Here is a 22,963-nt window from a genome sequence, read left to right as displayed (position 1 = left end):
AAGGTTAGCCTTCCCTTAGTTAGGGTGACCTCCCTAAAATTGGGGAGATGTCGCCCCTGCCTGTCCTGCTGCTCGACGATCATCGGGTCTTCACCGAGTCCCTGGCGCTGAGCATCGACTTCGAGCCTGACCTGCGCTGCGTCGCCGCGGCGCACACCGCTCGCGACGGCCTGGCCAAGGCCGCGGCGATCGACTTCGCCGTCGCCGTGGTCGACCTTCAACTGCCCGATGCGCGGGGTTTCGACGTCATCGCGGGACTACGGCGGTTGCGTCCCGAGGCGCGGATCGTCGTGCTCACCGCGCACTCGCGGGAGAGCCTGGCCGAACGGGCGATCGCCGCCGGTGCGGTGGCGTTCCTGGGCAAGGGCGCGCCGCTGGCCCGGATTCTCGCCGCGATCCGATCCGCGGACGCGGCACACCCGATGGTCGACGTGGAGCGTGGGGGCGCGGCCGGCCGGATCCGCCTCACCGACCGCGAGTACGACGTGCTGCGCGAACTCGGTCAGGGGCACGACGCCGGTCGTATCGCGGCCGATCTGGGGATCTCGCTGCACACGACGCGTGACCACATCAAGGGGCTCATGGCGAAGCTCGGCGTGCACACACAGCTCGATGCGGTGGTGTCCGCCGACCGGCTCGGCCTCATCACCATCGGCTCGGGATACTGACCTGTGACCTTGCCAGCAGGGCGCCATGTCATCTGGCACACGCTCGCCCGGCACATGCTCCTCGCCAGCGTGGTCGCCGTCGTGATCTCCGCACTCGTCACGCTGGGCGGGTGGCGGTTCGCCGAAGATGACGCACGCCGGCGCGTGGAGAGCGTGGCCCGCCAGGTCGCCGCGACCGTGCTCGTGCCGATGACCGAGCAGAACTTCGTGCGGCTGGACGGCGTCGGCCGGGGACATCTGCGCGACCACGTCTCCCCGTTCCTCGAGTCCGGGACGGTGCAGCGGATCAAGGTCTTCCGGGTCGACGGCGATCTGGCCACGGTGGTGTTCTCCGACGAGCCTCGCGTCGAGGGCCTGTCGGGCCGCCAGGACTCCCAGCTCGCCACGAGCCTGGACCCCGGCGAGGTGCTCGTCCGTCCGGTGCCGGTCGACGCGGAACACCGCTATGAGACCGGCCTCGCGGGCAGCAGGCTGGAGGTCTTCCTCGGCTTCCGCGACGCCGGCGACAACGACATGCGGCTCGAGCTCTACCTGCCGGTGGACGTGCCCGGCACCACGAGGCACGCGGTCCTCGTCCTGTTGCCGACGGTCCTGATCGGCCTGGTGCTGCTCACCGCGGCCACCGTCCCGCTGTCGGTGACGCTGGCACGCCGGATGGAGCGCGACCGCGCGGAGCAGCGCGCGTCCCGCGAGTACGGCCTGGCCGCCGCCGAGCTCGCCAGGAGAGATGTGGCACGGCGCCTGCACGACGGGGTCATCCCGAACCTCGCGGGGGTCGGCCTCCTCCTGCAGGGGGTCCGGTCGGCCGCGGACCGTCAGAGCGGGAGCACCTCCGATCACGGCTGGTCCCGGCGCCGCGACCTGCTCGACCGCGCGCAGAACCTGCTCGCGGGCGAGGTTCGTGAGTTGCGCACGTTGCTGACGGAGTTGTTGCCGGACGAACCCGTGGGCCGGGACTTCGCGGGCGCGCTGTCCGACCTCGCCGCACGGATCCGGCAAGGCGAGACCACCGGGCCGGCGCCGGCCGTCGACATCGACGTCTCCGGCATCGGACACCTGGGTGAGCAGCCGGCCGTCATCCTGCACCGGGTGGCAGGCGAGTTGCTCCGCAACGCGTTTCGGCACGCCCAGGCCCGGACGGTGCGCATCCGCGTCGCCGCCGTCGGCACGGGTCCGGGGGCGGCGGTCGAGCTCACCGTCACCGACGACGGCGTCGGGTTCGACCCGAGCCGAATCCGCCGCCCGGGCCACATCGGGCTGCGACTGGTCCGGCGGTTGATCGAAGACGAGGGTGGGCGGTTCGTCGTGATCAGCGAGCCGGGTGCGGGTACGGCCGTGACCGTGTCCGTGCGGGACCCGGCCCTCCGGAGTCCGTCCGACTGAGCGCCCGGACGCAGACCGCGCCCGGGTGACCCCTTGAAGCCGAACGGCGTCCCCCGGAGGGCAGACTGAGCCGAGTCGTTCATCGGGATATGTCGCGGGACCGCACGTGCGGCCCCGCGACGGGCGTTTCGGCGATGCGTCAGGGGCTGACGTAGGTGGGGAGATTCGCCTTCACGATGTGCTGGTGGAAGGTGAACACGTCCGGGTCCCGCGGGTCGATCTCCGCGCTCACCCAGTGGTTCTGGGCACTGCCGAAGGTCTGCACCCGGGTGACGTTCTGGATCGCCTGGTCGTTCGCATCGGTGAGCGGCTTGTCGATCTTCAGGACGTGGCTGTCGCCGTTGACCAGCAGGATCTGACCCGGGAAGGCGATGGACAGCTGGGCCAGCTTCCGCTTGGTGTCCGCGAAGTGGGCGGTCGGCTCGGTGGTCCACATGTCGGCCTGCAGAACGATGACGATCGCCTTCGAGTGGGCGGCCTTGGCCGCGGCGAAGCCCTTGTCCAGCCAGTCCAGGTTGGCCGCGTTGCGCACGGTGTACTCGGTCTGGTCGCCGTCGACCTGCTTGCCGGTCGCGTCGAACTGCGGAGCGTTGTTGTCGCTGCCCGGAATGTTCAGGCCCAGATAGGTCACCGCGCCGTACTGCCACCGCACGTTCTCGGGGAAGGCGGAGGACTGGCGGTCCAGCTTGAGCGTCTGCCGGCCCAGCGAGTACGGCTTCGCGGCGAACATCTTGCGGACGAGGGCGAGCCGCTCGTTCGCGTCGTAGCCGCCGTTGCTGGCCCGGTCGCAGTCGGTCCACTCGTTGTCGCCGGGGACGTAGACGAGCGGCCGGCGGAACGAGGCGAAGTTCTTCACAGCCAGGTCGTACGGCGGCTGGTCGCAGCGCTCGCTGCCGTTCTTGATGTCGCCGTCGAACACGGTGAACGCGATGCCGTGGTCGGCGTTGATCTCGTCGATCACCCGAGGGAACTGGGCTCGGCCGATGTCCCCGTACGGCATGTCACCGATGAGCGCGATCTCGTAGGTTCGGCTGGACCCGCCATGGTCGTCGTTCCGCTTCGAGCCGTCGCTGGCGTTGGCGGTGAGTGTTCCGCCAAGCAGCACCACGGCTCCGACAGCCGCGGCAGCCAATGTTCTGCGCATTCCGGTCCTCCAGGCATCGCACGATCAAACTCGTGGATCCCAGCCCGTTCGCGTGGCAGACCGGCGACGGACGGGGGTGTTTCTGGTGAACCGCCGACGAACCTCTGTGCATCGGTTAGTGATCTTCATCCTTTTGGGGCCTCTACGCGTCGGCTCAGCAGGACCTGGCCAAGGAAGATCAGATCGACGAACAACTGTTCAACCAGGCGATCTGGAAGATCGTCAAGAGCGAGGAGTCAATCATGCCGGCCCCGCGGTACACGCTCTGGGGAGCGGTGCCCAACGATCAGGCCGCCGCAGCGGAGGACGATGACGACGACTGAGTCGTAGCCCCGCCTGGCCTGCCGCCCCTCGGGACTCCCGGGGCGGCGCGCATTCGCAGACCTTTCCGCTTTCAGGCGCCGGCGAGCTCCAGGAGGGAGTGGAGATCGAGCGCGGCCTCGCCGGTGGACACGATGGCGGCGAGGAGCACTGCCGTGGTGATGAGTGCCGGCCCGATTCGGCGGCCGGTCGGCGGTGCGAGCAGGGCGGCGACGCGACGGGGGACCGGGCCTGCGCCGCTGAGGGGCGAACGGCGTCCGGTCACGCCGATCATGCCGAGGACCGGGGAGCGGACCGGGGAGCGGACCGGGGTGCGACGGACGGCCAGGGCGGCCTTGCCGACGGTGCGGGCGACCCGGTCGCGGTCGCCGGTGGTGATGGCGGCGGCGCGCTCGTCGGCCCAGCGCTCGACGGTGTACGTGGCGGCATGCGCCAGGGGACGCAGCAGGGGGTTGGCCGCGGCGCCGAACTGTGCGAGGGCGACGAAGAGGTAGTGGTGGTTGTCCAGGTGGGCGCGCTCGTGCGCCAGCAGGATGCGCTGCTCGCTCTCGTCCAAGACGCGGAGCATGCCGGTGGACACGACGACGCGGCCGGGCAGTCCCGGGAGGGCGAAGGCGTCGGGGGCCGGGTCGTCGAGGATCATGAGGCCGTCAGGTGCGGGTACGCAGGCGGCGTCCAGCGCCGCTCTGGCCAGTGACCGTATGCGGCGCCACATCATGTGGGCGGCGGCGAACGCGGCGGCGGCGAGCAGCACTCCGGCGACGACGGCGACCGACAGTTCGGCGGGGTCGTCGCGCTGGGCGACCTGCAGGGACCAGTGGCCGATCGTGGCCAGGGGCGGAATGCGGATGAGCCCGGTCGCTGCCAGCAGGGCCAGGGAGGCGGTACTCGCCGCGGCCAGCACGACAGCCGAGGTGGTGAGCAGCCAGGTGGCCAGCCGTGGCTCGCAGCGTTCGGCCAGGATCCGAGCGCCGGGAGCGGCCAGCAGGGACAGCAGGAGCGGGAGATAGACGGCGACGTGCATGCGGCGGGCCTTACCGGTCCAGATCCTGCTCGGGTCCGAGCAAGTGGCGCAGCAGTTCCTCGTCCGCGCTGGACAGGCCGTCGACGAAACGGGTCAGGACCGCCTCTCGGTCGGGTCGTTCGTCCAGGACCCCGCGCATGCGGCGGGCCGCCAGCCCGGGTTCGTCGGCGACGGGGGAGTAGGCGTAGGCGCGGCCCCGTGGGGTGCGGGTGAGCAACTGCTTGGTGTGCAGGCGAGTGAGGATCGTCACCACCGTGCTGTAGGTCAGCTCGTCATGGAGGTGCTCGACGACTTCGCCGGGGGTCAGGGGAGTGCCCACCTCCTGCAGCACCGCCAGGATCTCGGCTTCGCGTTCTCCGTTCGCCCGGCGCCGGCTCGGTTCATGACTGTTCGCGACCACGACTTGCTGTACCTCCGTCCATCTCCTACAGTCGTGTAGAACTTCTACAGTCCTGTAAAAGCTGCTACCTCTCGAGTGTGCCATGCGTCCGAGCCTGGAGACAGCGCAGGCGGGAAAGGATCCCCCGGTGCCTCTGGCGCTCAATCCCCTCGACGCCACGTCGCTGCTGACCTCTCTCGGTGTTCTCGGTGTCTTCATTGTGTTGTTCGCCGAGACCGGCCTGCTCATCGGCTTCTTCCTACCGGGTGACTCGCTGCTGTTCACCGCCGGGTTGCTGTGCGCCACCCAGTCCGCCGGGATACGCCTGTCGCTTCCCCTGGTGCTGGTGGCAGCTGCGGCGGGCGCGCTGCTCGGCGCGCAGGTCGGCTACGTCCTCGGGCGCCGCGCCGGCCGGGCGCTGCTGGACCGCACGCGCAGCGCGCGCCTGCACGCCGGCGCCGCGCGGGCCGAGGAACTGCTCGCCCGTTACGGTCACGGCAGGGCCATCGTGCTCGCGCGCTTCATCCCCGTCGTCCGCACCGTGCTCAACCCGCTGGCCGGGATGCTGGAGGTGCCCGCGCGCACCTTCACGATCTGGCAGACCGCGGGCGGGCTCGTGTGGACGGTTGGCCTGGTGCTCGCCGGTTACGGGCTGGGCTCCGCTGTTCCGAACGTCGACCGCTACCTGCTCCCCCTGGTGGGCATCATCGTCCTGGTCTCCCTGCTGCCGCTCGGCCTGGAACTCCTACGGGCCCGCCGCGGCTCGACCACCACACAGACCCAGCAGAAACGGATCCCATGAGCGTCATCAGTGTCGGCCAAGCCGCCGTGCTCGGAGTGGTGGAGGGGCTCACCGAGTTCCTCCCGGTCTCCTCCACTGGGCACCTCAAGATCGTTGAGGGGCTGATGAAGATCCCCGTCACCGACGACGCGGTCGTCGGCTTCACCGCGGTCATCCAGGTGGGCGCGATCGCCGCGGTCCTGCTGTACTTCTTCAAGGACATCGCGCGCTTCGCCTCCGCCTGGGTGCGCGGTCTCACCCACCCGGCCGAGCGGCGGAACCACGACTACAGGTTCGCCTGGTGGGTCATCTACGCCACCATCCCGATCGTCGCCGTGGGGCTGCTCGCCAAGCCCCTGATCGAGGGCCCGCTGGCCTCGTTGTGGGTGGTCGGCGGATCGCTCATCATCGGCAGCGGCTTCATGTGGGCGGCCGACCGGATGGGCCGCCACAAGCGCGGGGAGGGTGACGTCACCTTCGCCGACGCCATGATCGTCGGCTGCTCGCAGATCCTCGCCCTGCTCTTTCCCGGCTTCTCCCGCTCCGGTGCGACGATTTCCACCGCGCTCATCAGGGACCTGGACCGGGTCGCCGCCACCCGGCTCTCCTTCTTCCTGGGCATTCCCGCACTCACGGGCGCCGGCCTGTACGAGTTGAAGGACGCGCTCGGCGCCGGAGTGGGCGCCGCGCCGCTGGCCGTCGGCACGGTCGCGTCGTTCGTCGTCGCGTACGCCTCGATCGCCTGGCTGCTGAGGTTCGTGGCCAAGCACTCCTTCAACGCCTTCGTGCTCTACCGGATCATCATCGGCGTGGCACTGTTCGGCCTGCTCGGCACCGGGGTCATCGGCGCCTGACGGCCGGGCCGGGGCCGCGAGGAGCGTAAGGTCGGGCGATGACCCTTCCGAACGACCCGCGATGAGAGTGGCCCTGCTGGGCCCGATCGCCTGGCGCACCCCGCCTCGCCACTATGGGCCGTGGGAGCTGGTGACCAGCCTGCTCGCCGAAGGCCTCACCGCCCGGGGCGTCGACGTGACGCTCTTCGCCACCCTCGACTCGATCACCTCGGCCACTCTGGACGGGATCGCCCCGCACGGCTACGCCGAGGACGCCTCCATGGACGGGCGGATCTGGGAGGCCATGCACGTCTCGTACGCGCTGGGCCGCTCCGGCGGGTTCGACCTCGTGCACAGCCACCTGGACTGGCTGCCGCTGGCCTTCGCCGAGCACTGCCGGGCACCGATGCTCACCACCGTGCACGGGTTCTCCGGAGCGGGGATCCTGCCCGCCTACGCCCGGGCCGGATCGGCCTACGTGTCGATCTCCGACGCCGACCGCGCCCCCGAGTTGGACTACGTCGCGACCGTCTACCACGGCATCGACCTCGCCGCGCTGCCCTTCGATCCGCACGGTGGCGGGGGGCTCGTCGCGTTCGGGCGGATCCATCCCGACAAGGGCACCGACGCCGCGATCGAGATCGCACGGCGGGCCGGGCTGCCGCTGACCATCTGCGGCATCATCCAGGACCAGCGGTATTACGAGGAGAACGTGGCGCCGCACGTCGACGGTGAGAAGGTCGTCTTCCTGGGCTCCGTGGGGCCGCGGCGGCGCGCGGAGATCCTGGGCGGCGCGCTGGCGCTGCTGCACCCCATCGCTTTCGCCGAGCCGTTCGGGCTTTCCGTGGTCGAGTCGATGGCCTGCGGCACGCCCGTCATCGCCTACCGGCGGGGGTCGATGCCCGAGGTCGTGGAGCCTGGCGTCACCGGATTCCTGGTCGACACCGTCGAGGAGGCCGTCGAGGCGGTCTCCCGGGTGGCCTCGGTTGACCGGGCGGGTTGCCGGGCCCGGGCCGAGGGCAGGTTCGGCGTCGACCGGATGGTCACGGACTACCTGGGTGTGTACGGCGGCCTTATGGGTAGCGCGTAACGCCCTGCTACTGTCGGGAATCGCACGGCGATCGCGCCGTCCACACCGGCACCGCAGGAGGACGGCCCGGTTTCAGGCCCGCTTCCATCCCTCCACACACGCTGGGCGATGGACGTCTTCACCGCGTGAGGCGCGTTCCCGTGACCCGGGAGCGGCCGACGACCGGAAGGGCCCAGCCACGTGGCCTGCTCATACGGATTCCTCAGCACCCATCCGCCGACCCAGTGCGGCCTCGCCACCTTCAACTCGGCCCTGGCCGCCCAATTGGCCCGGGACGGCATGATGACCGGCGTCGTCCGCGTCACCACCGACGGCGAGGACGAGACGCCCGCCGCCGGGGTCGTCCACACCTGGTCACCGAGCCGGACCGGCGGGTGGCAGGCCGCGGCCGCCTCCCTCGAACGGTTCGACGTCGCCGTCGTCCAGCACGAGTACGGCATCTATCCCGGAGCCGACGGCCAGGATGTGCTGCCGCTGCTGCGCAGCCTCGCCGTGCCGAGCATCGTCGTGCTGCACACCGTCCTGACCCATCCCACCCCGCGCCAGAGACGGCTGCTCGAGCAGATCGTCGAAGCCGCCGGGGCGGTCGTCACCATGACCGCCACCGCCAGGGACCGGCTGCTCGCGGGATATCACGTCACACCGGGCAAGATCTCCGTCATTCCGCACGGTGCCGCCGACCACCGCGGCGTCCCGTCCCGGCACCGCCTGCGGCCGCACCTGCTCACCTGGGGTCTGATCGGTCCCGGCAAGGGCATCGAGTGGGCGCTGCGGGCGCTCGCCCTGCTGGGCGACCTCACCCCGCCGCCCACCTACACCGTCGCCGGCAAGACCCACCCCAAGGTGCTCGAGCACCAGGGTGAGGCCTACCGCAACCGGCTGTACCGGCTCGGCGCCCGGCTCGGCGTCTCCACCTCGGTCCGGTACGACCCCGTCTACCGCGACCAGGCCACGCTGGGGCGGTTGATCCGCTCGGCCGACGTCGTCCTGCTGCCCTACGACTCGCCCGAGCAGGTCACCTCCGGCGTCCTCATCGAGGCGGTCTCGGCCGGCATCCCGATCGTCGCCACGGCCTTCCCCCATGCGGTCGAGATGCTCACCGGGGGGCCCGGCCTGATCGTGCCGCACCAGGACCCCGAGGCGCTGGCCGCCGCCGTCCGGCGTGTCCTCACCGAACCCGGCCTCGCCGACGCCCTGGCCGGCCGTACCCGCGAGCTGGCGCCGACCCTGATGTGGCCCGCGGTCGCCGCCCGGTACGCGGACCTGGCCCATGACCTACTCGCCGCACGCCAGGCCGTCGCGATCGTGGCCACCGGGTGACGCTCGTCCGGCCCGTAGACGACGGCCTGTTCGAGCACCTGATCCGGCTGAGCGACGACACCGGATTGTTCGAGCATGCCCGGCACTCAGTCGTACGCCGCGAGCACGGCTACTGCACCGACGACGTCGCCCGCGGTCTCGTCGTCGCATCCCGGGAGCCGAGCCGGCCGCTCGAGGTGGGGCGGCTCGCGGACACCTACCTCGCCTTCCTCACCCATGCCCAGGACCCCTCCGGGGCGTTCCGCAACCGGCTCGCCTTCGACCGGCGCTGGAGCGACCAGCCCGGCCTGGGCGACTGGTGGGGGCGCGCGCTGTGGGGCCTCGGCACCGCCGCCGCCCGCGACCCGGCCCGGTGGATCCGCGAGGAGGCGCTCTTCGCCTTCACCCGGGGGTCGGCCCGCCGGTCGCCGCACCGCCGGGCGATGGCCTTCGCCGGTCTCGGCGCCGCGGAGGTGCTGCGCGCCCACCCGGACCACGCGGAGGCCTCGGCCCTGCTCGGCGACGCGGCCGTCGCGGTCGGCGTGCTCGCCGAGGACCCGGACTGGCCGTGGCCGGAGCAGCGGCTGACCTACGCCAACGCCGCCCTCGCCGAGGTGCTCATCGCCGCGGCGCACCACGCCGGGGACCGTACGGCGCTCGCCGGAGGCCTGCGGGCGCTCGGCTGGCTCTGCGACGTTCAGAGCCGGGACGGCGTGTTGTCGGTCGTCCCCGCCGGCGGCTGGTACAGGGAGGAGGGGCCGCGGGCCCGCTATGACCAGCAGCCCATCGAGGTCGCCGCCCTCGCGGACGCCTGCGTCACCGCCGCCGCCGTCACCGGCGACGACGCGTGGCTCGAACGCGTCCGCCAGGCGGTCGCCTGGTTCGACGGCGCCAACGATCAGGGCACCCCCATGGGGGACCCGGAGACCGGAGGCGGCTACGACGGCCTCACCGCGCACGGTCCCAATCTCAACCAGGGCGCCGAGTCGACCATCGCCTTGATCTCCACCATGCAGCACGCCAGAGAGCTGTTATGACCGACATGAACGCGCGCCTGCCCCAGGACCTGGCCGCCCGCCTGGACCTGACGCTCACCCCCGACCCGCGCCGAGTGATCATCAAACTGTTCGTCCCCGGAGAGGACGCCGCGCTGGCCCGCAGCCGCGCGGCAGGCCTGATCGACCGGATCAGGAATCTGGACGAGGACGAGGCCGGCGTGATGCTGGAGGAGACGCTGCGCCGCTTCGGTGAGCGCCACCACGACCTGCCGGCGACCTTCCTGCACCATTACGACCTGGTCCGGCATCGGGTGCCGCAAGACGTCGAGGTCGCGCCGGCGGTACGGCTCCTGGTCGGCGCCTACTTCAGCCACGAGTACGCGGTCGAGGCCGCCGCGCTGTGCAATCCATCGATGGTGGCCCACCCCGACCAGTCGGAGCTGGGGCCGGGGCGGCTCCGGGTGGCGATCAGCGTGCGCCAGATCGGCGAGGGACACCTGTCCTCCATCGGGTTCGCCACCGCGCTGATCGGCCCCGGCACCGCGCTGGCCGTCGGCGACCGCACCGGGCCGCTGGCCGTCGGCCGGCGCGGGGCCACCCGCCACCGGCGCGATCTGCTCGAAGCCGGGCTCGCCGACGAGGACTGGGACGACGAGGTCTCCGCCACCGTTCTGGGCTCCCTCCCCGAACTCTTCGACGACGACGACTTCGAAAGCGCCGTCGCGCGACTCCCCGGCGACCTGATCTCCCGCACCACCACGCACCGCACGCTGGAGACGCTGCGCCGCGTGATCGCCGCCGACTACGCGGTGTCCTTCCCCGCCGAGGTGCCCCTGGACCGGCGCGTCCTGTGGCCCGCCACGGCGGCCGAGAGCCAGGGCATGGAGGACGCCCGCTTCGTCCAAGTGGTCGGTGAGGACGGCGTCCCGTCCTACCGGGCCACCTACACCGCCTATGACGGGCGGCACATCCACTCCCGGATGCTGGCCAGTGACGACCTGCGCCATTTCGAGATCACCCCCATGCGCGGCCCCGCAGCGGCGAACAAGGGCCTGGCCCTGTTCCCGCGCCCGGTCGCGGGCCGGAGCCTGGCCCTGTGCCGCTCCGACGGCGAGACCATCGGCCTGACCTCCCTGGACGAGCACAACCGCTGGCGAAGCCCGACGCCATTGCACCGCCCGGTCCACGGCTGGGAACTGATCCAGGTCGGCAACTGCGGCTCGCCCATCGAGACCGAGCAGGGGTGGCTCGTCCTCACCCACGGCGTCGGCCCGATGCGCCGCTACTCCATCGGGGCCCTCCTGCTGGACCTGCACGCCCCCGAACGCGTCGTCGCCGAACTCCCCGGCGCGCTCCTCGCCCCCGGCCCCGCCGAACGCGAAGGCTACGTCCCCAACGTCGTCTACTCCTGTGGCGGCCTCGTGCATGAGGGCACCCTCTGGGTGCCGTACGGCGCCGCCGACGCCCGGATCGGCTTCGCCCACATCCGGCTGGAGAACCTCATCCGGTCGATGCGCGCGGCATGAGGCCGGCGACGCGGCGCGCGAGCTCCTTACGAGGCCGGCGCCTGCCCGCGGACGGCCTGGTGGGAGTGGTTGGCGTTGTTGGCCGTGTTGGCCTTGTTGGCGGCGGCGATCACCTGCGTCAGCATCCGGTGGAGATGCTGAAGCTCGGCCGGCTCCATTTCCAGACGCCCGACGATCGTCGCGGGGATCTTCTCGGCCTCGTCGCGCAACCGCCGGCCGGCCGGGGTGAGGGTCACCGCGAGAGAGCGCTCGTCGTCGCTGGCGCGCAGACGGTGGACGAACCCGTTGGCCTCAAGGCGCTTGAGCAGCGGTGAGAGCGTGGCGGGCTCCAACTGGAGCAACCGGCTGAGGTCCTTGACCGACAACGGCGCGTGTTGCCACAACGCCAGCATCACCAGGTACTGGGGATGGGTCAGCCCCATCGGCTCCAGCAAAGGGCGGTAGACCGCGATCACAGTCCGCGAGGCGACGGCCAAGGCGAAGCACACCTGATTCTCCAGGGCCAGCGGGTCAGGAATGTCGCCAAGGTCACTCAAGAGGCACCTCCATGGGCAGCGGACTGCCATGCTATAACAGTTAGTGTGCAAACAGTTAGTGCACTAACTATGTGGCCGCCGTCACCGGCATCCGTCACCGATGCCGTCCCCCATCGTCGGAGAGAGAACCCATGACCCGCTCCAACGTGCTCGTCGACGCCGCCTGGGTCCTGGAGCGCCTCCACGACTCCGGCGTCGTCCTGGTCGAGGTCGACGAAGACACCAGGGCGTACGACAGGAACCACATCCGGGGAGCAGTGAAGATCGACTGGAGGGACGACCTCCAGGACCCGATCCGCCGCGACTTCATCGACAAGAGCGGATTCGAGGCCCTGCTGTCGCGCAAGGGCATCGCGAACGACGACACCGTCATCCTCTACGGAGGCAACAACAACTGGTTCGCCGCCTACGCCTACTGGTACTTCAAGATCTACGGCCACCGCGACGTCCGCCTGCTCGACGGCGGACGCAAGAAGTGGGAGCTCGACGGTCGCGAGCTGTCCGGCGAGCCGCTCGCGCGCCCCGCCACCGACTACCGCGCCCAGGAGCCCGACGCCTCGATCCGTGCCTTCCGTGACGAGGTCATCGCCTCCATCGGCACCAAGACGATCGTCGACGTCCGGTCCCCGGACGAGTTCTCCGGCCGGATCCTCGCCCCCGCGCACTTCCCGCAGGAGCAGCCTCAGGTGGCCGGCCACGTCCCCACGGCCAAGAACGTCCCGTGGTCCAAGGCCGCCAACGACGACGGCACGTTCAAGTCGGACGAACAGCTCCGCAGCCTGTACGGCGAGGCGTCGATCGACCTGGAGGCAGGGGAGACCATCGTCTACTGCCGCATCGGCGAGCGCAGCGCCCACACGTGGTTCGTGCTGAGTGAGCTGCTCGACCGGCCGGGAGTCAAGAACTACGACGGCTCATGGGTCGAGTACGGCTCACTCGTGGGCGCACCCGTCGAGCGCGGATCCGCCGCCTCGTGAACCGCCGCCCGCACTGGCATACGCGGGCGGCCGGATGAGTACTCACGACACCAAGGGAACTGTCATGCCTCGTCAGAAGAGGAAGTCGCTGGAGGAGCGGATCGCCGATCGGCAGGCGCTGAGACCCCCGCTGAAGGAGGGGAAGGACTTCGAGCACGGACCCGCCAAGTTCGTGTTCATCTTCCTCATCGCGTTCGTCGTGGTGCTCCACCTCGTCGGCCTCGTCGTCCTCATGGTGCTGGACGCTTGATCACCCTGCCTGCCGATCGGCTCATCGGGCGTGGGCCGCGGCCCGGCCCTCCTCCTGCGGCGCGAGGGAGGGATCGGGTGTCGCCGGCTCACTCCGGCCGGTCCTGCACGCCTCCAGTTGGGCGGCGAACGCCATGCCCAGCAGCAGGGCCGTCGAGGTGAGGAACGACCACAACAACAGCGCCATGACCGCGGTGAGCGGGCCGTACATCGCTCCGAAGGTCCCGCTGCTTGCCATGTAGAGGGACAGCAGGTAGGTGAGCGACATCCATAGCAGGACGGCGACGGTCGCGCCGACCGCGAGCCACGTGTGGGCCGGCTGGCGACGTCTCGGTGACGAGCGGAACAGCACGGAGATCGACAGGACGGCGAGCAGGAACCCGACGGGCCAGCGCAGCCACTGCCAGACCGCTCGGGCGGTGTCACCCCAGCCGTAAACCGCGGCCGCCGCCTCCCCGGCGGCCGCGCCGCCGACGAGGATCACCAGGCCGACCACCATGAGGAGGCCCGCCGTCACCGCCATCAGCAGCGCCTTGCCGTACTTGCGCCGGAACGGCCGGTCGCGCTCGATGCCGTAGATGCGGTTGGCGCCGCGCTCGAACTGGGCCATCGCGCTCGTGAGCGACACGAGGGCGGTCACCAGGCCGAACCACAGGGCGAGAGTCTCCCCACCCACCCCACGCCGGCCCGGCGACAACGTCTCCTCGACGATCTGGGAACCACCTCCCGGTGTGAGGCGGCGGAGCGTGAGCTCGAGGACCCGGCCGATGTCCGCGTGGTCGAGCACCGAGCTGAGGCCCACGACGGCGATGGCCCCGGGGATGATCGCCAGACAGACCTGGAATGCCAGGGCGCGTGCGTTGCTGACGCCGTCGCCGTACCTGAACCGCACATACGAGTCGTGGATCAGTCGCCAGCCGCCGTACCGCTTGATGGTGGCGTAGGCGTCGTCGGCGGAAAGCTCCTCTCCGGCCATGCCCCGGGTCTCCGGCACCGTGGTCGCGGTTCCCATGTCCGTCCTCACTTCCGCCATCGGGTTCACCGGCCGCCCGGGCGCGTTCCGGGCCGGCGGTGTCCGTATCGGCTTCCGCTGCCCGGGGGAGGACGTGTCGAACATCCGGAGTAGGCCGTTACGCCGGATTTGCGATCTGCGCCGTCGTCGGCGGCCCGTCTGCCGCTCCGCCGCGATACGCCGTACGCGATTCTCAATCGAACGCCGGCAGATGGCGCTCGCGCGCCCGGGTCAGGTGTTCCCGCATGGCTGCCTCGGCGCCGTCCGGATCCGCGGCCTCGATGGCGGCGGCGATGCGCTGATGCTCCTCGATGGTCGCGCCCGCCTGGGCGTAGGGGAAGTAGCGCCGATGCAGGTGCAGGTGTGCGTGCAGCCGGTTGATGCCGTCGCGGAGCAGATCGTTGCCGGACGCCTCGGCGATGAGGTCGTGGAACCGCGCGTCGAGGAGCGTGAACGCGGCGTGCCAGCCGTCCGGGTCGTCCTCCTCGGGCGCGACCGTCGTGGCCGCCTCGGCGGTGATCGCCGATCGGCGCGCCGCGTCGGTGCGCTCAGCCGCCCACCGCGTCGCGGCGCACTCCAGCAGCAGGCGCATCTCGAACATGTCGGTGAACTCGGCACGGGTGAGCAGAGGGCTCACCGTGTAGCCAACGAGGGGCCGCTTGCGCACGAGGCCGTCCGCCTCGAGGCGGGCCAGCGCCTCGCGGATCGGAGTGGGCGACACCGCGAACTCGCGGGCCAGAGCATCGATGTTGATCCGGTCGCCGGGGGACAGGCTGTGCTCGAGCACCAGGCCCTTGAGCGTCTCGTACACGTCCTCGCCCAGCGTCGAGCGCCGGAATCGGATCGGTTCGGAGCGTGCCATTCGGGCTTCCTCCCGGCTGTCGGCTCAATTTCATGAATGTTAAGCCTTGACGGTCCGAAGGGCGGGCGGCTATTCATCCATGAAATATCCTATAGGATCACGAAATCACGTCCCCGCGAGGAGCTTCGTTGCCCACGATCAGTCATGTCGAGGCGTATCTCGTCGACCTGGAGGTCGAGACCGTACGCACCGACGCGGTCCAGTCGTTCCTGAAGCAGGAGACCGTCTTCGTCGAGATCAGGACCGACGACGGCGGCGCCGGAACCGGTTACTCCTACACGATCGGCACCGGCGGCACGGCCGTGCTCGCCCTTCTGCGCGACTATCTGTCACCCCGGCTGGTCGGCGCGGACCCCCGCCGGGTGGAGGCGGTGTGGCACGACCTGTTCGCCGCGACCCGGGCCACCACCGTGGGCGCGATCACGTCGCTGGCCCTGGCCGCCGTGGACACGGCCCTGTGGGACTGGCGGTGCCGCGACGCCGGTCAGCCGTTGTGGGTGCTCGCGGGAGGCGCGAAGGACCGCATCCCGCTCTACGACACCGAGGGCGGCTGGTTGCACCTGAGCACGGACGAGCTGATCGCCGGCGCGAAGGCGAGCCAGGGCGCGGGCTGGCGCGGAGCCAAGCTGAAGATCGGCCGTTCGCCGGTGGAGGACGCCGAGCGGCTGGCCGCCGTACGCGCGGCGGTGGGGCCCCACTTCGACCTGATGATCGACGCCAACCAGTCGCTCACGGCGGCCGAGGCCGTACGGCGGGCACGGCTGCTGGAACCGGCGGACCCGTACTGGTTCGAGGAGCCGCTGCCGGGCGACGACGTCTCCGGGCACGAGACGCTGGCGGCGGCGAGCTCGATCCCGGTCGCCGTCGGCGAGTCGCTGTACTCGGTGGCGCAGTTCCGCGAGTACCTGCACCGGGGCGCGGCCGGCATCGTCCAGGTCGACGTGGCCCGCATCGGCGGGATCACCCCCTGGCTGAAGGTCGCGCACCTGGCAGAGGCGTACAACGTGCCGGTCTGCCCGCACTTCCTGATGGAGCTGCACGTGAGCCTGTGCTGCGCGGTGCCGAACAGCGGCTACCTGGAGCACATCCCGCAGTTGCGGGCGATCACCCGCGGGGAGATCGAGGTGGCGGACGGGCAGGCCCTGGCGCCGGCCGCCCCCGGACTCGGCATCGAGTGGGACCGCGACGGGATCGACGACCGGAGGGTCGGATGAGCACGCGGACCGCGCCGGCGCCGGAGGCCTCGCCTGGCCGGTGATCAAGTGACGCCGTGACCTCACTACGATCACACGTGACCATCTGCACCCGGGCATGAATCAGGAGTCCCCGTGGCCTGGCGCGACCGAGTTCGCACCGTAGTGGAAGCCCCGCGAACCCAGCACGTGATCACCGTAGTGATCTTGATCAACGCGGCGACGCTGGGACTGGAGACGTCACCCGCACTGATGAGCCGCCACGGGAGCCTGCTCAGGCTCGTCGACCACGTGGCGCTGTACGTCTTCGTGGCCGAACTCCTGGCCAAGGTGTACGTCTACCGGATGAAGTTCCTGCGCGACCCGTGGAACATCTTCGACAGCGTGATCATCGGCACCTCCCTCCTGCCGCATTCCGGCGAGTTGTCGGTGCTCCGTGCGCTGCGGATCATGAGAGCACTGCGGCTGATCTCCGTGGTGCCCAGCCTGCGGCGCGTCGTTTCGGCGCTGCTCGCCGCGGTGCCCGGCATGGCCTCGATCGCCGTGCTGCTCAGCCTGGTCCTCTACGTCGCCGCGGTGATCTCCACCAAACTGTTCGCGGCCACCACCCCGCACTACTTCGGTGACCTGGGCACCTCGTTGTTCACCCTGTTCCAGGTGATGACCGGGGAGGCGTGGTCGGACGTCGCCCGCGAGGTCATGGCCGTCCATCCCGCTGCCTGGATCTTCTTCGTCATCTTCATCCTGATCTGCACCTTCGTCGTGCTCAACCTGTTCATCGCCGTCGTCGTTCGGGCGATGGAGGACGACCACGCCAGGGAGGCCGACGAGGCCCGGCAGGCCGAGCAGCACACCATCGAGGGCGTCATGGCCGAACTCAAGGCATTACGGGCGGAGCTTCGCGACTCGCGGCGGGAACAGGAAGGGGCCGCGCTCAGCCGATGACGCCCGGGTGAGGTGGCCTACGCCTGTTTCTCCGACGTGAGAGGCCAGCCCGCGGTGAGGCCACCGTCCACCGTGATGACCTGTCCGGTCAGATAGGAGCACGCGTCGGACGCGAGCAGGGCGATGGCGGCCCCGATCTCGTCGGGGCGGCCGAAACGGCGCTGGGGGATGACCTCCAGGACCGCCGACCTCACCTCGTCGGTGCCCGTGGTGCGCTGCATCATGGCGGTCTCGGTGAATCCCGGGGCCACCGCGTTGACGCGGATGCCGGACGCGGCTCCTTCGAGGGCCGCGACCCTGGTCAGGCCGATGACGGCGTGTTTGCTGCCGACGTAGACCGAGGCCGAGGGCAGTCCGATCTCGCCGTAGATGGACGTGATGTTGACGATGCTTCCACCGCCTTGGGCCAGCATCACCCGGAACTCGTGCTTCATGCTCAGCAGCGTGCCGAGCACGTTGGTGTCGAAGGTGTCCGCGTAGCTCTCGGGGGTCTGCTCGACGATCGGGGCGACCCGGCCCTCCGTCCCCGCGTTGTTGACGGCGACGTCGAGCCGGCCGAACCGCTCGACCGCCTGATCTATCAGGCCTTCGACCTCCGCTTCGTGACGTACGTCGGCGCGCACGAACTCCGCCTCCGTGCCGAGTGCGCGCAGTTCACCGACCAGGGCCTCGCCGGCGTCCTCGCGCCGTCCTGAGACGACGAGTTTCGCGCCGTTCTTCGCGAAGACGAAAGCGGTCGCGCGGCCGATGCCGGTCAGCGCCCCGGTGACGAGTACGACGGGAGTGGCCATGGCCGTGATCCTTATTGGTCATGCACCCGGCCGCCGGTGACCGGACCGGCCACGTGCGGGAGTGGGGTGCCCGGAGACGAGGCCCGGGTTCGAGCCGACGAGCCCGATGGTGCCCGCGGGGTGCCAGGGTCAACGCCACTTTCTGAAGCAGGGCGAAACCATGTCGAACCGATACTTACTTGACGGCCGGTCAGTAATCTGCTTACCTGTCGGCAAGTAAGCTATCGGAGGACGATGTCATGCCCCCTTCGACGACGAACACCCTGGAGGTGCCCGGGGCTCGCCTGCACTATGAGGTGCGCGGCCACGGGCCCGCCCTCCTGATGATCCCCGGGAGCAACGGCGACGCCGAGCTCTTCGACGCCGTCGCGGACCTGCTCGCCGGCCGTCACACCGTCATCAGCTACGACCGGCGCGGGTTCTCCCGCAGCACGCTGGACGGCCCGCAGCCGGCCGGATGGAGCGAGACGCATGCGGATGACGCGCGTCGCCTCCTGGAGGCCGTCGCCGGGGGACCGTCTCAGGTCTTCGGTAGCAGTGCGGGCGCCGTGGTCGGGCTCGCCCTCATGAGCCGGAGCCCCGACCTGGTCACCCGGCTGATCGCGCACGAGCCGCCCCTCGCCGAGGTGCTGCCGGACGCGGCGGACTGGCGGAGGTTCTTCGCGAACGTCTACGACACCTACCTGCGTGACGGCACGGCTCCGGCCATGCGATCGTTCATGGCCGGCATCGGTGCGGACTCGCTCGAGCGGCCGGCTGGCATCGGCCTCGAGCTCATGGGCCGCCTGTCCGGCAACCTCGACCACTTCCTCCGTCATGAGGTACGGCAGGCTCCGGGCCACCGCCCCGACCTCGTGGCATTGGACGCTCAGCGGGCGCGGATCGTGCCGGCCGGCGGCCGCGACTCGCGGCGACGATTCCCCTATCGCCCGGCCGCCGTCCTGGCCGCCCGGTGGGGAAGGCAGGTCGTCGACTTCCCGGGTGACCACACGGGCTACTGGTCCCGTCCCGGCGAGTTCGCGGCGGTCCTGGCCGACGTCCTGGCCGCCCCGACAGCGGAGTCCGGCCGGGAAGACGCGGACACGGCGGATGGTTGAGGGGATCGGGCGGCGCCGCATCGGTGCGGCGGCGGCCACGCGGAGAAGGAGAGAAGCGGTGTCCTACGACGAGTTCCAGCGCGGCCAGATGTTCTTCGACGCCAAGGATTACGCCGAGGCGAGCCGTATCCTCGCGCCCATCGCCGAGGGGGATCCGGGCAATCGCGCGGTGGTCGAACTGCTGGGGCGTGCGTACTTCCACAGCGCCCAGCTCAGCCGCGCGGAGGACGCCTTCCGGACGCTGGTGGAGCTGGACCCGGTGAACGGCTGGGCGCACGAGGCACTGGCCCGGACTCTGGAGCGCCGCGGCCGGGCCGACGAGGCCCGCCGTCACCACAAGCTCGCCCTGGCCATGGGGATGGAGGAGACCCGGGAGATCGAGGTCTCCGTGTCCGCCGCCGACCTGGTCATCGGGGCCTGAGACGGCCTCGGGCTCCTCATCGGGGGTTCCTCGTGTGAGGCCGGCGTGGCCGTGGCCCGCCGGTCTCCTCGAAAACACGAGGCTTCTACCGGCGCGCTGGACGCCCTCCAGCGTGAAGCCTCCCTCTCTGACCTGCGACTCCTTGCCCCCAGGAAGTGGGAGTAGGCGTTTTTGCAGCTCAACGGCCTTCAGGTAGCCATGCACGTCGTTCGGCTCCATGCATGACGTGTGGTCCGCGGATGGAGTTGGTTGCGCCTGTAGTTAGCCTCGGTCTCATGAGCTGGCTGCCCGACGGTTTCGTCCACCCCGTCCACGTTCCGCTGCCCGGCGGCGCGCATCACCTGCGGCCGATCAGGGAGGCCGATACCGAGCTCGACTACCCGGCCGTGATGGGCTCCCGCGAGCGGCTGTGGGGCATCTTCGGTCCGGCCTGGGGCTGGCCAAAGGAGACGATGACCTACGAGGAGGACCGTGTGGATCTCCTCCGGCATGAGCAGGAGATAGCTGCCCACCAGTCCTTCAACTACGCGCTGTTCGACGCGGCGGAGACCGCCATCCTCGGCTGCGTCTACATCGACCCGCCCGAGCGGGTCGGCGCGGACGGAGAGATCTCCTGGTGGGTGGTGGACGAACTGCTCGGCAGCGCGGTGGAGCGTGCGCTGGACACGCTGGTGCCGCAGTGGATCGTCGCCGACTGGCCGTTCCGGCGGCCCCGCTACCTGGGCCGTGACATCTCCTGGCAGGACTGGCTTGCCCTTCCCCAGCACACCTGACCCCAACTCACCTGACTCCGTATCACCCTTGCGCCGAGCGCCAGGGATCCTGCCGACTCGAACTCTGCGCGGGTCCGGCACGGTCAATGGTGGGGGTCGAGCCGGCCGAAGGACACCAGGGTGCGCAAGCTCTGCAGTGTGACGATGCCTCGCCATTCCAGAAGCGCCGCCTGACCGGGGGGCTCCCACGCGATCGGCCATCCGCCATCGGCTTGCTGGTCGCGCTCCATGCGGTCGAGGTGCGCCTGGATGACCTCGTCGGCGAACAGGCTGCGCCACAGGCTGTCGGCGAAAGGCGCGACGTTCAGCGGCGAAAGCCCATAGCTGGTGTCGTCCGGGTCGAGACGGAACCATGACGCCTCGACGAGGCTTTCGCGCACCTTGGCTGCCATCGAACGGGCGCGGTCGCGCTCCGGGGTGTGCTCCAGGAAGACCAGGACCTCGCTCAAAGCGTGAGCGTCGGTGGGCAGGTCCGCCTTGTCGAGCTGTTCCCAGCAATACCGTGCCGCTGCGGGGATCCAGGGGTGGTTCACCCGTAGCCGGTAGAGCAGGCCGACGAGCCCGGCGGTGGGGTTGAGGCCCGGCTGATAGGTCCACTCCGCCCAATGCGCTGCCCTCGGGTATGCCTCGATCACCGGAAAGGCGAGCGGAACGGCTCCACGGCAGTCCGCGTCGGCGGCGACCTTGGCGAGATACTCGCACGCTCCGTGCACCAGCGGCGGATCGACGGTCCGGGCCGCGGTCATCGTCTGGAGGGCGACCTCGACGTCGATGGGCAAGCTGGCAGGACAGCGCTTGTCGGGTTCGAGTCCGTGGCCGAAACCGCCGTCCTCGTTGGCGTAACCTCTCAGGACGTCGACAACCCCGTTGCCGGGAGCGCCCTCGAAGCAGGTGGCGAACAGGCGCCGCTCCAGGAGCCTGCCCTCGTGCAGGAGGAACTCCCGTCCGGCAGCGAAGCGATCGTTCATGAATGCGACGGTATCGGTGGGTGCTGTGGCTCGTCTTGAACGAATCGGACGCGAGCGGCCCCGGCTGCAACGGCCGGTCGTGGTCACCGCGACGCCGGTGGGCACTTGGCCGGGGGTGGGCCAGGGAGCTTGTTGACGGTCAGGACTTGTCCTCGATCTCCCAGACGTGGTCGAGGACGTGCCAGGCGAACCGGCGGGCGGCGTAGGCCGGTGGCCATCCGTCGCGGATGAGCGGTGCGCCGTCGGCCGGGTTGCCCAGGACGTCGAGGATCGCGGTGCGCAGTGCGGTCAGCGCGGTCCGGTCGTGGGCCGCGAACGGCTGGTGCCGGATGCCGATTTTGCGGGCATAGGCGCGTTCGGTGTCGACGACGTGGGCGACGATCTCGTCGCGGTCGCGTCCGCCGCCGCGGGGTCCTTTGCGGAGAGTCTCCGGGGCGGACCCGGCGAGGTCGTCGAGGGCTCGCCATGCGGTCTGCAGAATCGCGGCGGTACGCTCCGCTGCCGCGGCGCGGTAGGGCCGGCTGTCCTCGGCGACGGGTACGCCGGGCGCGCCCCAGTCGGTGGTGTTGACGCCGGTCACCGTCTCGACGATCTCGATCGGGCCGGGGTCGAAGGACAGCCCGGCTCCGGCGGTCATGAGCCGGTACCGGTCGGCGTAAGTCGTCAGCGCGGCCACGGCGCGGTCCTCGGTGGTGCCGATGCGCGCCCAGCCGGGCCAGTCCAGCGCGCAGGCGACGATTTTCGTTCGGCCCTTTTCCAGGTAGACGCGGGTCATCTCTCGGTTGCTCCTCGACGCGGGACGGTGGTGGGGAGTAGAACGCGGCGGCGTGGTTCGGGGACTAGAACGCGGCGGCGTGGTCGAGGGCCCAGTCGTGGTAGCTCCGCGCGGGACGACCGGTGACCTTCTCGATGTCGGTGGTGGTGGGTGCGGTGCGGCCGACGGAGGCGGCCCAGGTGGTGAAGATGTTGTCCAGGATGGGGCCCGGCACGTGGGCGCTCATCGCCTGACGCACGGTCTCGGCGGGCAGTTCGGCGTAGCGGATGGGCCGGCCGAGCGCGCGGCCGAGGATGGCGGCCTGGTCGGCGTGGCTGAGCGACTGCGGCCCGGTCAGCCGGTACACCTGACCGGCATGCCCGTCCTCGGTGAGGGCGGCCGCGGCGACCGCGGCGATGTCGGCCTCGTGCACCGGCGCGGATGCCGCCTCGGCGTGGGCACCGCGGATCACGTCGCCGGACCTGGTCTGCCCGGCCCACATCAGGCTGTTGGCGGCGAACACGTCCGGGCGAAGAAACGTCCACGCCAGGCCGGAGCCGCGCAGGGCTTGCTCAATCTCGGCGTGGTAGGCGGCGATCGGCCCGTCCTGGACCTCCGCTTCGTCGTCGACCCCGCCGGAGGACAGCAGCACGACCCGACGCACGCCGGCCCGCTGGGCGGCGGCGACGAACGCGGGCCCGCTGCCCGGGACGGCGAACAGGAACACCGACTCCACGCCGGCCAGGGCCGCGTCCAGCGACGCCGGGGCGGCCAGGTCGCCGGCGACGACATCGACCTCGGCCGGCCACACCGCCTCCTGCGGAGACCGGCTCAGGGCACGTACGGCGTGGCCGCCGGCGACCAGCAGGTCGAGCACGTGGCGGCCGACGTTACCAGTGGCGCCGGTGACGAGGATCATGACGTTCTCCTTGGCTTCGA

25 protein-coding genes are annotated in these 22,963 nt (G+C 70.5%); 15 read left to right on the top strand and 10 right to left on the bottom strand.

The features are described 5' to 3' along the window. Positions 1-47 precede the first annotated feature (47 nt). Both Psi02_RS14950 and Psi02_RS14945 read left to right on the top strand, forming a co-directional pair. Positions 48-668 (top strand): response regulator, encoded by a 621-nt coding sequence (locus tag Psi02_RS14950; protein ID WP_203974519.1) that lies wholly within the window; start codon positions 48-50, stop codon positions 666-668. 3 nt (positions 669-671) lie between these two features. Next, complete coding sequence (locus Psi02_RS14945) at positions 672-2,051, top strand: sensor histidine kinase (protein WP_203974517.1); 1,380 nt, start codon at positions 672-674, stop codon at positions 2,049-2,051. A gap of 139 nt (positions 2,052-2,190) precedes the next feature. On the opposite strand, the gene Psi02_RS14940 is transcribed toward Psi02_RS14945, so the two are convergent. The 3 genes from Psi02_RS14940 to Psi02_RS14930 form a co-directional block, all read right to left on the bottom strand. Continuing rightward, positions 2,191-3,195, bottom strand: coding sequence for a metallophosphoesterase (locus Psi02_RS14940; protein WP_203974515.1), 1,005 nt, complete (start codon positions 3,193-3,195; stop codon positions 2,191-2,193). Between the two features lie 394 nt (positions 3,196-3,589). Next, positions 3,590-4,540 carry a M56 family metallopeptidase gene (locus tag Psi02_RS14935; protein WP_203974514.1) on the bottom strand — a complete coding sequence of 317 codons (951 nt, stop codon included), beginning with the start codon at positions 4,538-4,540 and terminating at the stop codon, positions 3,590-3,592. A gap of 10 nt (positions 4,541-4,550) precedes the next feature. Further along, the gene (locus Psi02_RS14930; RefSeq protein ID WP_239094899.1) at positions 4,551-4,940 is read right to left on the bottom strand and encodes a BlaI/MecI/CopY family transcriptional regulator; all 390 of its coding nucleotides are present in this window, start codon (positions 4,938-4,940) and stop codon (positions 4,551-4,553) included. A 127-nt stretch (positions 4,941-5,067) separates the two neighbouring features. Between Psi02_RS14930 and Psi02_RS14925 the strand changes: the two genes are divergently transcribed. The 6 genes from Psi02_RS14925 (at position 5,068) to Psi02_RS14900 (ending at position 11,446) form a co-directional block, all read left to right on the top strand. Further along, positions 5,068-5,721 (top strand): DedA family protein, encoded by a 654-nt coding sequence (locus Psi02_RS14925; RefSeq protein ID WP_239094898.1) that lies wholly within the window; start codon positions 5,068-5,070, stop codon positions 5,719-5,721. Further along, entirely contained in the window at positions 5,718-6,554 is an 837-nt protein-coding gene (locus tag Psi02_RS14920) for an undecaprenyl-diphosphate phosphatase (RefSeq protein ID WP_203974511.1), read from the top strand. The genes Psi02_RS14925 and Psi02_RS14920 overlap by 4 nt, the downstream gene beginning before the upstream one ends. A 61-nt stretch (positions 6,555-6,615) precedes the next feature. Beyond that, complete coding sequence (locus Psi02_RS14915) at positions 6,616-7,623, top strand: glycosyltransferase family 4 protein (RefSeq protein WP_203974510.1); 1,008 nt, start codon at positions 6,616-6,618, stop codon at positions 7,621-7,623. Between the two features lie 180 nt (positions 7,624-7,803). Continuing rightward, positions 7,804-8,943: a glycosyltransferase gene (locus tag Psi02_RS14910; RefSeq protein WP_203974509.1), complete on the top strand. Its 1,140-nt coding sequence runs from the start codon at positions 7,804-7,806 to the stop codon at positions 8,941-8,943. Next, positions 8,940-9,959, top strand: a complete 1,020-nt coding sequence (locus Psi02_RS14905) for a glycosyltransferase (RefSeq protein ID WP_239094897.1) — start codon at positions 8,940-8,942, stop codon at positions 9,957-9,959. Before Psi02_RS14910 ends, Psi02_RS14905 begins: the two co-directional genes overlap by 4 nt. Positions 9,960-9,964: 5 nt before the next feature. Then, positions 9,965-11,446 (top strand): glycoside hydrolase family 130 protein, encoded by a 1,482-nt coding sequence (locus tag Psi02_RS14900; RefSeq protein WP_203974508.1) that lies wholly within the window; start codon positions 9,965-9,967, stop codon positions 11,444-11,446. A 26-nt stretch (positions 11,447-11,472) separates the two neighbouring features. On the opposite strand, the gene Psi02_RS14895 is transcribed toward Psi02_RS14900, so the two are convergent. After that, entirely contained in the window at positions 11,473-12,012 is a 540-nt protein-coding gene (locus Psi02_RS14895; protein WP_203974506.1) for a MarR family winged helix-turn-helix transcriptional regulator, read from the bottom strand. A 101-nt stretch (positions 12,013-12,113) separates the two neighbouring features. On the opposite strand from Psi02_RS14895, the gene Psi02_RS14890 reads away from it, so the two are divergent. After that, positions 12,114-12,959 (top strand): sulfurtransferase, encoded by an 846-nt coding sequence (locus Psi02_RS14890; RefSeq protein ID WP_203974505.1) that lies wholly within the window; start codon positions 12,114-12,116, stop codon positions 12,957-12,959. Positions 12,960-13,023: 64 nt separating this feature from the next. Next, positions 13,024-13,209 carry a hypothetical protein gene (locus tag Psi02_RS14885; protein WP_203974504.1) on the top strand — a complete coding sequence of 62 codons (186 nt, stop codon included), beginning with the start codon at positions 13,024-13,026 and terminating at the stop codon, positions 13,207-13,209. Between the two features lie 21 nt (positions 13,210-13,230). Here the strand turns inward: Psi02_RS14885 and Psi02_RS14880 are convergent, their stop codons facing one another. Further along, on the bottom strand, positions 13,231-14,241 hold the full coding sequence (locus Psi02_RS14880) for a YihY/virulence factor BrkB family protein (protein WP_239094895.1): 1,011 nt from the start codon (positions 14,239-14,241) through the stop codon (positions 13,231-13,233). Positions 14,242-14,413: 172 nt separating this feature from the next. Then, positions 14,414-15,082, bottom strand: coding sequence for a GntR family transcriptional regulator (locus tag Psi02_RS14875; RefSeq protein WP_203974503.1), 669 nt, complete (start codon positions 15,080-15,082; stop codon positions 14,414-14,416). 128 nt (positions 15,083-15,210) lie between these two features. Here Psi02_RS14875 and Psi02_RS14870 point away from each other — a divergent pair, with 128 nt between their 5' ends. Beyond that, the gene (locus tag Psi02_RS14870) at positions 15,211-16,296 is read left to right on the top strand and encodes a mandelate racemase/muconate lactonizing enzyme family protein (protein ID WP_203974502.1); all 1,086 of its coding nucleotides are present in this window, start codon (positions 15,211-15,213) and stop codon (positions 16,294-16,296) included. A 114-nt stretch (positions 16,297-16,410) separates the two neighbouring features. Continuing rightward, positions 16,411-17,220: an ion transporter gene (locus Psi02_RS14865; protein ID WP_203974501.1), complete on the top strand. Its 810-nt coding sequence runs from the start codon at positions 16,411-16,413 to the stop codon at positions 17,218-17,220. Between the two features lie 17 nt (positions 17,221-17,237). On the opposite strand, the gene Psi02_RS14860 is transcribed toward Psi02_RS14865, so the two are convergent. Continuing rightward, positions 17,238-18,011 (bottom strand): SDR family NAD(P)-dependent oxidoreductase, encoded by a 774-nt coding sequence (locus Psi02_RS14860; protein ID WP_203974500.1) that lies wholly within the window; start codon positions 18,009-18,011, stop codon positions 17,238-17,240. 239 nt (positions 18,012-18,250) lie between these two features. Between Psi02_RS14860 and Psi02_RS14855 the strand changes: the two genes are divergently transcribed. From Psi02_RS14855 to Psi02_RS14845, 3 genes are all read left to right on the top strand, one after another. Continuing rightward, positions 18,251-19,108 carry an alpha/beta fold hydrolase gene (locus tag Psi02_RS14855; RefSeq protein WP_203974499.1) on the top strand — a complete coding sequence of 286 codons (858 nt, stop codon included), beginning with the start codon at positions 18,251-18,253 and terminating at the stop codon, positions 19,106-19,108. 88 nt (positions 19,109-19,196) lie between these two features. Next, complete coding sequence (locus Psi02_RS14850) at positions 19,197-19,529, top strand: tetratricopeptide repeat protein (RefSeq protein WP_239094923.1); 333 nt, start codon at positions 19,197-19,199, stop codon at positions 19,527-19,529. Positions 19,530-19,804: 275 nt separating this feature from the next. Then, positions 19,805-20,302 carry a GNAT family N-acetyltransferase gene (locus Psi02_RS14845; RefSeq protein WP_203974496.1) on the top strand — a complete coding sequence of 166 codons (498 nt, stop codon included), beginning with the start codon at positions 19,805-19,807 and terminating at the stop codon, positions 20,300-20,302. A gap of 83 nt (positions 20,303-20,385) precedes the next feature. Here Psi02_RS14845 and Psi02_RS14840 read toward each other — a convergent pair whose 3' ends face one another. The 3 genes from Psi02_RS14840 to Psi02_RS14830 all read right to left on the bottom strand — a co-directional run bounded on the left by Psi02_RS14840 (position 20,386) and on the right by Psi02_RS14830 (position 22,943). Further along, positions 20,386-21,270 (bottom strand): hypothetical protein, encoded by an 885-nt coding sequence (locus Psi02_RS14840; protein WP_203974495.1) that lies wholly within the window; start codon positions 21,268-21,270, stop codon positions 20,386-20,388. Positions 21,271-21,409: 139 nt separating this feature from the next. Further along, positions 21,410-22,045: a hypothetical protein gene (locus tag Psi02_RS14835; protein WP_203974494.1), complete on the bottom strand. Its 636-nt coding sequence runs from the start codon at positions 22,043-22,045 to the stop codon at positions 21,410-21,412. Between the two features lie 64 nt (positions 22,046-22,109). Beyond that, positions 22,110-22,943: an NAD(P)H-binding protein gene (locus Psi02_RS14830; protein ID WP_203974493.1), complete on the bottom strand. Its 834-nt coding sequence runs from the start codon at positions 22,941-22,943 to the stop codon at positions 22,110-22,112. Positions 22,944-22,963 lie beyond the last annotated feature (20 nt).

This window comes from Planotetraspora silvatica (assembly GCF_016863315.1).
GTDB classification, from domain to species: domain Bacteria; phylum Actinomycetota; class Actinomycetes; order Streptosporangiales; family Streptosporangiaceae; genus Planotetraspora; species Planotetraspora silvatica.
This window is presented reverse-complemented; position numbering and strand designations above follow the sequence as displayed.